Annotated in this window: 7 protein-coding genes, 1 tRNA gene and 2 rRNA genes; 8 read left to right on the forward strand and 2 right to left on the reverse strand. The window is 57.0% G+C overall.

Annotated features, from left to right (window positions below; genetic code table 11):
* Positions 1 to 347 precede the first annotated feature (347 nt).
* The 3 genes from GAL_RS00070 to GAL_RS00080 all read left to right on the forward strand — a co-directional run bounded on the left by GAL_RS00070 (position 348) and on the right by GAL_RS00080 (position 3,584).
* Positions 348 to 3,175, forward strand: a 23S ribosomal RNA gene (locus GAL_RS00070).
* 118 nt (positions 3,176 to 3,293) lie between these two features.
* Positions 3,294 to 3,408 (forward strand): 5S ribosomal RNA (gene rrf, locus GAL_RS00075).
* 99 nt (positions 3,409 to 3,507) lie between these two features.
* A tRNA-Met gene (locus GAL_RS00080) sits at positions 3,508 to 3,584 on the forward strand.
* Positions 3,585 to 4,020: 436 nt separating this feature from the next.
* On the opposite strand, the gene GAL_RS00085 is transcribed toward GAL_RS00080, so the two are convergent.
* Together GAL_RS00085 and GAL_RS00090 are read right to left on the reverse strand one after the other, a co-directional pair.
* Complete coding sequence (locus GAL_RS00085) at positions 4,021 to 5,367, reverse strand: aminotransferase class III-fold pyridoxal phosphate-dependent enzyme (protein ID WP_024095573.1); 1,347 nt, start codon at positions 5,365 to 5,367, stop codon at positions 4,021 to 4,023.
* Positions 5,364 to 6,173, reverse strand: coding sequence for an IclR family transcriptional regulator (locus GAL_RS00090; protein WP_024095574.1), 810 nt, complete (start codon positions 6,171 to 6,173; stop codon positions 5,364 to 5,366). The genes GAL_RS00085 and GAL_RS00090 overlap by 4 nt, the downstream gene beginning before the upstream one ends.
* 117 nt (positions 6,174 to 6,290) lie before the next feature.
* Between GAL_RS00090 and GAL_RS00095 the strand changes: the two genes are divergently transcribed.
* From GAL_RS00095 to GAL_RS00115, 5 genes are all read left to right on the forward strand, one after another.
* Positions 6,291 to 7,235: a tripartite tricarboxylate transporter substrate-binding protein gene (locus GAL_RS00095; RefSeq protein WP_024095575.1), complete on the forward strand. Its 945-nt coding sequence runs from the start codon at positions 6,291 to 6,293 to the stop codon at positions 7,233 to 7,235.
* Between the two features lie 63 nt (positions 7,236 to 7,298).
* A complete protein-coding gene (locus GAL_RS00100) occupies positions 7,299 to 7,838 on the forward strand; it encodes a tripartite tricarboxylate transporter TctB family protein (protein WP_024095576.1) in 540 nt (179 codons plus the stop codon).
* Between the two features lie 12 nt (positions 7,839 to 7,850).
* Positions 7,851 to 9,368 (forward strand): tripartite tricarboxylate transporter permease, encoded by a 1,518-nt coding sequence (locus GAL_RS00105; RefSeq protein ID WP_024095577.1) that lies wholly within the window; start codon positions 7,851 to 7,853, stop codon positions 9,366 to 9,368.
* Positions 9,369 to 9,373: 5 nt separating this feature from the next.
* On the forward strand, positions 9,374 to 10,858 hold the full coding sequence (locus tag GAL_RS00110; protein WP_024095578.1) for an aldehyde dehydrogenase: 1,485 nt from the start codon (positions 9,374 to 9,376) through the stop codon (positions 10,856 to 10,858).
* An 11-nt stretch (positions 10,859 to 10,869) separates the two neighbouring features.
* Positions 10,870 to 12,129 carry a Tm-1-like ATP-binding domain-containing protein gene (locus GAL_RS00115; RefSeq protein ID WP_024095579.1) on the forward strand — a complete coding sequence of 420 codons (1,260 nt, stop codon included), beginning with the start codon at positions 10,870 to 10,872 and terminating at the stop codon, positions 12,127 to 12,129.
* Positions 12,130 to 12,131 lie beyond the last annotated feature (2 nt).

The following is a 12,131-nucleotide window of genomic DNA, read 5'->3' on the forward strand; positions in this document are numbered from 1 at the left end:
TTCATCAGAAGAGCAATGGAATTGACATCGTTTAGAGAGATACAATCAACAACACTGTTGGTCACCCGTGTAAGGGATCGACCTCAGTTTGGTGCTGAGGGCCACTTCGGTGGTCTGATGCGAGCCTTTGCATCCGCCCTTTTCCTCGGGCGCGCGAGGGTCTGCCGGATTGAAACCACAGTGTTGTCCAAGTCAAGTACACTAACCCGGTTCATATTCCGCAAGGTTTATGAACCAATGTTCACTTCTTATGAAGTGAGCGGGAAAGTATGCTTTTGGTTCAGAATAAGGCCGCAGTTTCTTACCAGCTTCTGTGGCGTGACAGTTCACTGTCTTTTTCTGGACCAGATCAAGCGCGAGAAGGGCGTTTGGTGGATGCCTTGGCAGTAAGAGGCGATGAAGGACGTGATACTCTGCGATAAGTCATGGGGAGCTGAGAATAGGCTTTGATCCATGAATTTCCGAATGGGGGAACCCACCTGACAGTTCGTTATTGTTAGCTCTGCTATCAATAATGAGCTTAATCAGGTACTTAAGACCTGAATACATAGGGTTTTAAGAGCAAACCCGGGGAACTGAAACATCTAAGTACCCGGAGGAAAGGACATCAATATGATACTCCCCTAGTAGCGGCGAGCGAACGGGGACCAGCCGAGCCTTGAGTGTGAATAGAATGTGTTGGGAAGCACAGCCATAGTGGGTGATAGCCCCGTATATGAAGCATGATAGGACGTATTAAGTAGGGCGGGACACGTGAAATCCTGTCTGAAGATCGGAGGACCACCTTCGAAGGCTAAGTACTCCTTACTGACCGATAGCGAACCAGTACCGTGAGGGAAAGGTGAAAAGCACCCCGACGAGGGGAGTGAAACAGTACCTGAAACCGAACGCCTACAATCAGTTGGAGGCCCCTTGAGGGCTGACAGCGTACCTTTTGTATAATGGGTCATCGACTTGGTCTCACGAGCAAGCTTAAGCCGTTAGGTGTAGGCGCAGCGAAAGCGAGTCTTAATAGGGCGCATGAGTTCGTGGGATCAGACCCGAAACCGAGTGATCTAGGCATGGCCAGGTTGAAGGTGCAGTAACATGCACTGGAGGACCGAACCCACATCTGTTGAAAAAGATCGGGATGAGCTGTGCCTAGGGGTGAAAGGCCAATCAAACTCGGAGATAGCTGGTTCTCTGCGAAATCTATTTAGGTAGAGCGTCATCCGAATACCCCGGGGGGTAGAGCACTGGATGGGTAATGGGGCCCCACAGGCTTACTGATCCTAACCAAACTCCGAATACCCGGGAGTACTAGATGGCAGACACACTGCGGATGCTAACGTCCGTAGTGGAGAGGGAAACAACCCTGACCTACAGCTAAGGCCCCTAATTCATGGCTAAGTGGGAAAGCAGGTGGGATGTCCAAAACAACCAGGAGGTTGGCTTAGAAGCAGCCATCCTTTAAAGATAGCGTAACAGCTCACTGGTCTAATTAAGACGTCCTGCGGCGAAGATGTAACGGGGCTCAAGCCATGAGCCGAAGCTTAGGATGCACATAGTGCATGGTAGCAGAGCGTAGTGTGACATAGTCTCATGTCTCCTTAGTGTCTTCGGACACATTGGAGACAAGAGGCTTTCGATGAAGCGGGCGCGTGAGCGATCCCGTGGAGAGATCACTAGCGAGAATGATGACATGAGTAGCGACAAAGAGTGTGAGAGACACTCTCGCCGAAAGTCCAAGGGTTCCTGCTTAAAGCTAATCTGAGCAGGGTAAGCCGGCCCCTAAGGCGAGGCCGAAAGGCGTAGCCGATGGGAACTAGGTTAATATTCCTAGGCCAGGAGGATGTGACGGATTGTGAAGGTAGTTCATCCTTATCGGATTGAATGGGCTGCTGATCAGTCCCTGGAAATAGCCCTCCATGAGACCGTACCCTAAACCGACACAGGTGGACTGGTAGAGAATACCAAGGCGCTTGAGAGAACGATGTTGAAGGAACTCGGCAAAATACCTCCGTAAGTTCGCGAGAAGGAGGCCCGGTTCCAAGGCAACTTGGAGCTGGGGGCACAAACCAGGGGGTGGCGACTGTTTATTAAAAACACAGGGCTCTGCGAAGTCGCAAGACGACGTATAGGGTCTGACGCCTGCCCGGTGCCTGAAGGTTAAAAGGAGGGGTGAGAGCTCCGAATTGAAGCCCAGGTAAACGGCGGCCGTAACTATAACGGTCCTAAGGTAGCGAAATTCCTTGTCGGGTAAGTTCCGACCTGCACGAATGGCGTAACGACTTCCCCGCTGTCTCCAACATCGACTCAGCGAAATTGAATTGCCTGTCAAGATGCAGGCTTCCCGCGGTTAGACGGAAAGACCCCGTGCACCTTTACTACAGCTTCGCACTGGCATCAGGATTGTGATGTGCAGGATAGGTGGTAGGCATCGAAACCGGAACGCTAGTTCCGGTGGAGCCTCCCTTGAGATACCACCCTTCGCACTCTTGATGTCTAACCGCGGTCCGTTATCCGGATCCGGGACCCTGCGTGGCGGGTAGTTTGACTGGGGCGGTCGCCTCCTAAAGCGTAACGGAGGCGCGCGAAGGTTGGCTCAGAGCGGTCGGAAATCGCTCGTTGAGTGCAATGGCAGAAGCCAGCCTGACTGCGAGACTGACAAGTCGAGCAGAGACGAAAGTCGGCCATAGTGATCCGGTGGTCCCAAGTGGGAGGGCCATCGCTCAACGGATAAAAGGTACGCCGGGGATAACAGGCTGATACTGCCCAAGAGTCCATATCGACGGCAGTGTTTGGCACCTCGATGTCGGCTCATCTCATCCTGGGGCTGGAGCAGGTCCCAAGGGTACGGCTGTTCGCCGTTTAAAGAGGTACGTGAGCTGGGTTTAGAACGTCGTGAGACAGTTCGGTCCCTATCTGCCGTGGGTGTAGGATACTTGAGAGGAGTTGCCCCTAGTACGAGAGGACCGGGGTGAACGATCCACTGGTGGACCTGTTGTTGCGCCAGCAGCAGTGCAGGGTAGCTATGATCGGACAGGATAACCGCTGAAGGCATCTAAGCGGGAAGCCCCCCTCAAAACAAGGTATCCCTGAGGGCCGAGGTAGACCACCTCGTCAATAGGCCGGAGATGTAAGTGCAGCAATGCATTCAGTTGACCGGTACTAATCGCCCGATAGGCTTGATCTGTTCCAGTAACAGGCAGTGACACAATGAACCAAAAGCAAAACTAAAACATGGACTTCATGTCGATTGTATCTCCGCGACGTCTCAAAATAAAAACGTCGCGAATATGGATTTTCCTCGGTTTGGTGGTCATAGCGCAAGTGAAACACCCGGTCCCATCCCGAACCCGGAAGTTAAGCACTGTTGCGCCGATGGTACTGCGTCTTAAGGCGTGGGAGAGTAGGTCACCGCCAAACCTAGTAAAATCCATAAATCTAAACGATCAAAAATACCTTCAGATATCCCAGCTGAAGGGACACCTTCCTAATCACAAAAAACGTGATCTGGAAATATACCGCGGGATGGAGCAGCCCGGTAGCTCGTCAGGCTCATAACCTGAAGGTCGTAGGTTCAAATCCTACTCCCGCAACCAACTTAAGCAAGCAATAACAAATACTTACAGTCGTCTCCGGGCGGCTTTCCGTGTTTGGAACAACGGCGCTGGAAGCAACGGAAACCCCGCGGAAGAAAACGAGGCACTTTGGAGCCGCGGCGTCAGCGACTTCCTTGCTCAGAGTTGCCATGAGCTCCCCAATAGTCCTGCAATAGAATGACGGCACATCGTCGGGCAAGTTGATGGGGGAGGGTATCTTTGGTCCCTGGTTGCCGACAGTTTCTGTCGTTCCTTCTCATCGTAATTCCAAGGCTAATAATCAGATAGCTCTCTATAGCACCCATCAAAAATCGAGATTTTGCTAACAACAGTGTTGATGCTTTGATGGCGCAACCTCCAAAAATAACTCGTGAATTCAATCCGCTGGAGGCATCGCAGAACCCGTGATGCCCCCTGCAAGTTCAAAAAGCAGACTTTAGGCTGCACCAAGACCAACGCGAAGGGCGTCCAGCAAACCGCGTGCATCTGCTTCACTCATGACGAGCGGTGGGGACAGAATCACGTTTGGACCTGAAACCCGGATCAATGCACCGGCTTCGTAGCAGGCCTCTTGAACGGCCAGAGCCCGGCGTCCGTCAAGCGGTGCCTGTGTCTGGCGATCACTCACCAGTTCGAGGGCTGTCATCAGCCCATAGCCGCCCCGGACATCGCCGATGATATCAAAACGTTCCTTCAGGGCGAGACACCCCTCGTACAGCTGGGTGCCGCGCGCCGCTGCTGTTGCGGTCACATTCAGACGTTGCATCTCTGCGAGACAGGCAAGTGCGGCCGCCGCACCGACGGGATGGCCGGAATAGGTATAGCCATGGCCGATCTTGGCGTCAGGGTTCTCCTCAAAGACCTCAATCATCCGGTCACCCATCATGACCGCGCCAAATGGGAAATAGCCGTTTGTGATCGCCTTTGCGGTACACATCATATCGGGCTGGATGCCCCAGAGCCGGGCCCCCGACCAGGCCCCCGTGCGCCCATATGCGGTGATCACCTCATCGGTGATCAGCAGGATGCCGTTGCGATTGCAGATCTCCTGGACCATTGGCGCAAATGACGGATGGGGCGGAATCACCCCACCTGCGCCGAGAATTGGCTCCATGATCATCGCAGCAATGGTATTGGCGCCCTGAAAGGCGATCTCATCCTCCAGCGCCGCAGCACAGAGCTGGGCCAGACGCTCCGGGTCGCTTTCATTGAAGGGGTTGCGATAGGTATAGGGGGCAGGAATATGAAAACAGCCGGGAAGCAGGGGTTCATAAGCATTCCGGAAGTTGGCGTTTCCGTTGACCGAGGCGCCGCCGATATGGGTGCCGTGATAGCCTTTCTTGAGGCTGAGGAATTTGGTTCGGCCACTGTCGCCACGCAGTTTGTGATACTGCCGCGCCAGCCGCAGCGCGGTCTCCACGGAATCCGAGCCGCCGGAGGTGAAAAAGGCTCGGCTGAGGCCATCTGGGGCGAAGAACTGGCTGAGCTCATAAGACAGCTCAATTGCCGCATCATTCGACGTTCCGCGAAATGTTGAGTAATATGGCAGCTTGTCCAGCTGAGCAGCCATTGCGTCCTTAACTGGCTGGCAGGAATAGCCAAGGTTCACATTCCAGAGGCCGCCAACCCCGTCGATGACCCGATGACCGTCGATGTCTGTGATGCATACGCCCTCCGCACTGGTGATGATCTTGGGCGGCTGCGCGACACTGTCCTGCGGGGAGGTCATCGGATGCCACATCAGGCGGCCGTTGTGTTCCTTGAGGAAGTTTGACTCTGTCATGGCGTGGAATCCGTTTCATAGTGCAGACTGGACCCACTGGCCCAGGCAGATGTGACGTTTACCGGGAGCTGTCCGCCCCAGTTACGGGTGATGTCGCGGCTCGCTCTGATCAGTTCTGTTTTGATCAATTGCTCTTGTTCGGGGGAGACACGTGTGGCGACGCTGGCCACCGAAACCGCGCCTGCGAACAGACCGGTCTGGTCATAGAGCGGTGCAGAGAGGCTGTGGATTTCCGCCTCGAAGCTACGGTCTGAACATCCAAAACCGGTTGCGCGCGCGTTGCTGATCAGATCGTGCAAGGCTTCGGCGGTGGTGGCGGTATGCGGTGTGAACCTCTCCATCTGGGAGAGCGCAGCCTCCAGCAAGGTATCAGGGCCAAAAGCCAGTGCGCAGTGGCCAGACGCCGTCGCGTGCAGTGGAAATGTTGTGATGTCGATGACCGCTCGTGTGCCGTGTCGGGGGGATTCGCAAGACGCGAGTGCATAGAGTGTGGTGCCTGACACCACCGAGACATGCGCTGTCTCGCCAGTCACATCAGCGAGCTGGGATAGTGGTAATTGCGCCCCAAGCTTGCGTGGAACAGTGGCTTCCCGCACCTGCGCCAGCTGTAGGATCGCAGGGCCTAGGCGGTAATGCTTTGTAATTGGGTTCTGTTCAACAAATCCAGCCATCTCAAGAGCTTGCAGATGGCGATAGGTGGTTGCCTTGTCACGCCCTGCAATCCTGCACAGCTGCGATAGGCCGATTTCCGGGCGGTCAGCCGAGAAGTGCGACAGAAGTGCCAGCGTTTTGGTTGCAGAGGACATGTCGTCGGTCACCGTTCCTGTGAAGTCAGAAAAAATTTGACACATGATAGATAGCAAGGCAACCTTTTTTACGTAACGTCGGTTTGTTATGTGAACCGACGATAAGGGAGGGTAAATATGTTGAAATTCAAAAACTCTGTTACCGCGCTTGCCTTGGCCACCGCAGCTGCTGCCGGTGCGGTCCATGCCGAATACCCGGAGAAACCCGTGGAATTTGTGGTGCCATGGCCGCCCGGCGATCTGGAGGACGTCCTGACTCGTATGATTGCTGAGGATTTTTCGGCGGCTTATGATGTTCCAACCGCCGTTGTGAACAAACCCGGCGGTGGCGGTGGGCCATTCCCTGGTGCAGTTGCGGTGGCAGAAGCGCCTGCAGATGGCTACACTATCGGCTCTTTCATTATCGCGATCCCGGTGGTTGGTCCGCAGATCGGCATTCCGCAGCTGAGCCCGGATCCATTTGTCCCACTGGGCAATTTTCTGACCTATCCGTTTGTAATCGCCGCCGGCGCTAATGCGCCTTATGATGATATTGCCGGACTGGCGGCTCATGCGGCAGAGAACGATGTGGTGTTGGGTCATTTCGGTGCGCCGCTGGTCCCAACTCAGGTGACTTTGGGCTTGGCCAAGGAAATGGGGTTTTCCTACGCATCGGATGCCGCGTTTGACGCACTGGATTGCAACACATTGGCCTCTGGCGATGTGGATGTGATCAACACTACGCTGCAATTGATCCTGCCTTGCCTCGATGATGTGAAGGTGCTCGCCTCAATCGGTTCAGAGCGGATCCCATTGACGGCCGAGGCGCCAACCGTCGCAGAGCTGGCGCCGGATCTGAACGTGTCGCTCTGGAACGGGCTGTTCGTTCACAAGGAAACGCCGCAGGACGTCCGCGACAAGATTATCGCTGTCGCTCAGGAAACCATGATGTCCGATAGGGCTCAGGCGCTCGCTGCAGAAACGGGCGCGGCGGTCTACTGGCAGCCAGCGGCCGAAGTGGTCACACAGATCCAGTCCGATACCGAGACCATGGCCCGGATTGAGAAAATGCTCTCCGAATAAGCACGACCGGAGAAGCCGGGCGGTGCCACCGCCCGGTCACGGCTATTTACGACGGGGGGACAAATGTCGCGGGTCAAAACGCTTCAAACCTTATTCAAACGCTATCGCAGACCGGGCGATATCGTGTTTGCCTGGATTATCCTCATCGTGGCACTGCTGTTGTTGACGCAGCTTTACGATCAGACCGCTTGGCGCAAGGGTGGGCCGCTGTTTGCCCAACCCCGGTTCTGGCCTGCGGTTTCCCTAACAGGGATGGCTGGTTTTGCGGCGTTTCACCTGCTTGGGTCCGCTCTGTCTGAGCGTATCCATGGACGCTGGCAGGAGGTCTGGCTCTGGCTGTCCTCACTGGAATATGCCGGTTGGTTTATCGCCTACGCGGCCGCCGTGCCCTATGCGGGCTACCTTCCGGCCACGGTTTTTTTCGCGGTCGCTCTTGCGCTGCGTGCCGGCTACCGGCGACCAGCAACGCTTGCCATTACGGCAGCCTCTGCAGGGGTGATCGTGCTGCTGTTTAAAACCCTGCTGAAGGTGAACCTGCCCGCTGGCCGTGTTTATGAGGCGCTGCCGGACGGGTTGCGCCAAATCATGCTGACCTATTTTTGAACGGAACACGCGATGGAAAACCTGCTCGCCGGAGCTGAGATGCTTGCACGCTGGGACGTGCTCGTTGCGCTGTTGGTCGGATCAATCGGCGGCGTCGTGATCGGAGCGATCCCGGGCGTTGGGCCGGCCGTCGCAATCGCGATCCTTTTGCCCGCGACCTTCGCATTCGACCCTATCGTGGGGTTGACGATGCTGCTGGGGATCTACGGATCCTCCATGTATGGCGGTGCCATTCCGGCTGTCCTGATCAACACACCGGGCACAGCGGTCAATGCGCTCACCTCCTACGATGGCCACCCGATGACACAGAAAGGCGACGCCCACCGTGCGCTTTCGCTGGCTTATAGTGCGTCTTTCTGGGGTGGAATATTTGGCATCGGTTGCCTGATCCTCTTGTCGCCGGTGCTGGCGCTGGTGGCTCCGATGTTTGGGTCCAGAGAGATCTTTCTGGCGGCACTTCTTGGGGTTGTTCTGGTGATCCTCGCCCACCGCGGTCAGATATTCGCAGCCGGTGTTTTGGCCATGTTTGGTATCTTTCTGCAAACCATCGGCCTGGACGCGGTGACCTATACCCAGCGTTACACCTTTGGTCTGACCTTTCTCAGCTCGGGCGTGAATCTGATTGTTGTCGTGCTTGGCCTCTTTGCGCTCAGTCAGGCGTTTTTTCTGCTGACGACCCCGGATAGCAGTCCTGACGCCAAACCAGTGACCGGCCGCATGAGCGCCGGCCTGCGTGAGTTGATGCGCCACAAGCGGGTTGCCACGGTGGCTTCCGGCTGTGGTGTGATCCTGGGCATGATCCCCGGCACCGGGGAGTTCACAGCCCAGTTCATGAGCTACACCTATGCTCAGAAAACCTCCAAGACGCCGGATCTCTTTGGCAAAGGCTCTCCCGAAGGGCTGATCGCCTCAGAGGCTGCAAACAATGCCGTCCCGGCGGCCGCCATGATCCCGCTGCTGGCGCTTGGCATTCCGGGCGAGGCTCTGACGGCGATGATGCTGTCGGTGTTCTATGTTCACAATGTCATTCCCGGCCCCCAATTGTTTCAGAACAATATCGATCTGGTCTATGGCCTCTATCTGGCGCTGATCCTGCTGAATGTGATCGTGGTGGCCTTTTTGATGGTGTCCACCAACCTGCTGACCCGGATCATCCGGATCCCGACCCGGTTTCTGGGGGTGCTGATCCTGTTGTTGTCCTTCGTTGGGGTCTATTCGCTGCGAAACTCCCTGACGGACTGCATGATCGCTGCGGGGTTTGGCGTTCTCGGCCTGATCCTCAAGCGCCTGAACCTGCCAATTGTGCCGATTATTCTGGGCATGGTCCTGGGCGGCATCATGGAGGTCAAGCTGCGCTCCGCCCTGCCCAGACTCAAAACACCGCTTGATATGATTGACCGGCCGATTTCCTTCATCCTCTTCGCGCTGATCGTTTTGGTTCTGGCGCTGCATATCCGCGCGTTGATGCGGGAATGGCAGCTGCATCAACCGGATGAAGACCACGATTTGCACGACAGCCAGACAAGGTAACCCCAATGGACCAGACCAAAATTGACACTCTGCGTGCGCAGCCTGTGCCGTGTTTTTCACATCTGATTGACGGGCAGCAGGTTGCCGCCTCCGATGGGGCAACGATGGAAGTGCTCTCGCCCATCGACGGGCAGGTGCTGACCCGGATTGCGCGGGGAACAGCGGCGGATATGGAACGCGCCATCACCTCTGCCCGCGCCGCCTTTGAGGACCGTCGCTGGGCTGGTCAACCCCCGGCTGCGCGCAAGAAGGTTCTGATGAAATGGGCGGAGTTGATTGAGGCTGATGCGCTGAACCTTGCGGTTCTGGGGGTGCGCGACAATGGCACCGAGATCAGCATGGCGCTGAAGGCCGAACCCGGATCCGCCGCCGCGACCATCCGCTACTATGCCGAAGCGCTGGACAAGATCTATGGCGAAATCGCTCCAACCTCCAAGGACATCCTTGGGATGATCCACAAGGAACCGGTCGGTGTTGTCGGCGCGATCATTCCCTGGAATTTCCCGATGATGATCGGCGCCTGGAAGCTGGCGCCAGCACTGGCCATGGGAAACTCCGTGGTTCTGAAGCCGTCTGAGATGGCGTCACTCTCGCTGATGCGTATGGTGGAACTGGCATTGGAGGCCGGGCTGCCGCCGGGCGTTCTGAACGCAGTCACCGGTGAAGGCGCGGTTGTGGGAGAGACGCTGGGGCTCTCCATGGATGTTGACGTTTTGGTCTTCACCGGATCCGGACAAACCGGGCGCCGTCTGATGGACTATGCTGCGCGCTCCAATCTGAAACGTGTGTATCTGGAGCTGGGCGGTAAATCTCCCAATATCGTCTTTGCCGATGCGCCGGATCTGGCAGAGGCGGCGAAGGTCTCCGCCGCTGGTATTTTCCGCAACTCGGGTCAGGTTTGCGTGGCAGGGTCGCGGCTCTTGGTGGAGGCCTCGATTCATGACGCGTTTGTCGAACAGGTGGTGAAGGCAGCGCAGGCCATGCGGGTCGGCGACCCGCTCCGGCTCGACACGCAGATCGGCGCGATCAATTCCGAAGCACAGCTTACCCGGAACCTGCAATGTGTCGCCAAAGCAGAAGCGGAGGGGGGGCAGATCGTCACCGGGGGGCAGCGTCTGCTGTCCGAAACCGGTGGCTCTTACATGGCGCCTACAATTGTCACCGGCGTGACGCCTGATGCAACACTGGCGCAGGAGGAGGTCTTCGGCCCGGTGCTTGCGGTCACGCCATTTGAGACTGACGCCGAAGCCCTGCGGATTGCCAATGCTACGGTCTACGGTCTTGCGGGCGCGGTCTGGACCGCAGGGCTGAGCCGGGCCCATCGCATGGTGCAGGGCGTAAGAGCCGGGATCATGCACGTCAACACCTACGGCGGTGCCGACGGCACGGTGCCTCTTGGCGGGGTCGGGCAATCCGGAAATGGCGCAGATAAATCGCTCCATGCCATCGACAAATACATCAATCTGAAGACCGCATGGATGAAGCTCTGAAGGGGGGTGTCATGACCAATAAAACCATTCTGGTGATCGGCACCTATGATACCAAAGACGATGAGTTGAGTTTCCTCGCGGGGGTTATTCGTGACCAGGGCGGCCAGGTGCTGACCATGGATGTCTCGGTGCTGGGCGATCCCGCGACCCCGACTGATTATTCAAAACATGATGTGGCAACGGCTGGTGACAGTTCTATCCAGGCCGCGATCGAAAGTGGTGATGAAAATACCGCTATGCAGATCATGGCGCGCGGGGCGAGCGTGCTGGCGGCACGGCTGCACAGCGCCGCCGCCTTTGATGGCGTGATTGTTCTGGGTGGGACCATGGGCACCGATCTGGCACTTGATGTTTGTTCCGCACTGCCGCTTGGCGTGCCGAAGTACATCGTCTCAACGGTTGCTTTCTCGCCGCTGATCCCGGCCGAGCGGCTGGCTCCTGATACCCAGATGATCTTATGGGCAGGAGGGCTATATGGTCTTAACTCGGTGTGCAGGGCCTCGCTTAGTCAGGCCGCCGGTGCGGTTCTCGGTGCGGCGCGGGCTGTGCAGATGCCGGATCCGGATAAACCGCTGATCGGGATCATGTCCCTTGGCACCTCTGCGCTGAAATATGTGATACCGCTGAAACCGGCGCTGGAGACGCGCGGTTTTGAGGTCGCCGTATTTCACGCCACAGGCATGGGCGGGCGGGCGTTTGAAAGCCTCGCAAAGCAGCGCGCCTTTGCCTGCGTTTTTGATTTTTGTACGCAGGAACTGGGGAACCAGATCCACGGATCTGCCATTTCTGCCGGAGCGGATCGGCTGACCAATGCGGGTCTTGCAGGGATCCCGCAGATCGTCGCGCCTGGCTGTTATGATCTGGTGGATGTGGTCGGCTGGCAGCCGGTTGCGGAGAAATGGGCCGACCATCCCACCCATGCGCATAATCGCCTGCTGACCTCAGTTGTGCTCAACACCGAGGAACGGCGGCAGGTCGCGCAGGCCCATGCGACGCAGCTGGCAACCGCTATCGGCCCCGTCGCGATGATATTGCCTGAATGCGGGCTGGGCGAATGGGATCGGGAGGGTGCGGATCTCCATGACAGCACCGGTCTGGCGACCTTTCTGGCGGAGCTTGAGGCAAGATTGCCCGCCCATGTCGCCGCCCATCGCATCGACAGCCACATCAACGATGCCGCCTTCGCTGACAAGGTGTTGGAGATTTTTGACAGCTGGTGTGCCGAGGGCATCATTTCGCCGGAACGGCGAATTGGTGGATCACAACATTGACA

The sequence above is a fragment of the Phaeobacter gallaeciensis DSM 26640 genome, from assembly GCF_000511385.1.
Classification (GTDB): Bacteria; Pseudomonadota; Alphaproteobacteria; order Rhodobacterales; family Rhodobacteraceae; genus Phaeobacter; species Phaeobacter gallaeciensis.

Coding starts and splice junctions, on each gene's coding strand:
- GAL_RS00085 (WP_024095573.1), bottom strand. CDS start 5,367: ATGACAGAGTCAAACTTCCTCAAGGAACACAACGGCCGCCTGATGTGG.
- GAL_RS00090 (WP_024095574.1), bottom strand. CDS start 6,173: ATGTCCTCTGCAACCAAAACGCTGGCACTTCTGTCGCACTTCTCGGCT.
- GAL_RS00095 (WP_024095575.1), top strand. CDS start 6,291: ATGTTGAAATTCAAAAACTCTGTTACCGCGCTTGCCTTGGCCACCGCA.
- GAL_RS00100 (WP_024095576.1), top strand. CDS start 7,299: ATGTCGCGGGTCAAAACGCTTCAAACCTTATTCAAACGCTATCGCAGA.
- GAL_RS00105 (WP_024095577.1), top strand. CDS start 7,851: ATGGAAAACCTGCTCGCCGGAGCTGAGATGCTTGCACGCTGGGACGTG.
- GAL_RS00110 (WP_024095578.1), top strand. CDS start 9,374: ATGGACCAGACCAAAATTGACACTCTGCGTGCGCAGCCTGTGCCGTGT.
- GAL_RS00115 (WP_024095579.1), top strand. CDS start 10,870: ATGACCAATAAAACCATTCTGGTGATCGGCACCTATGATACCAAAGAC.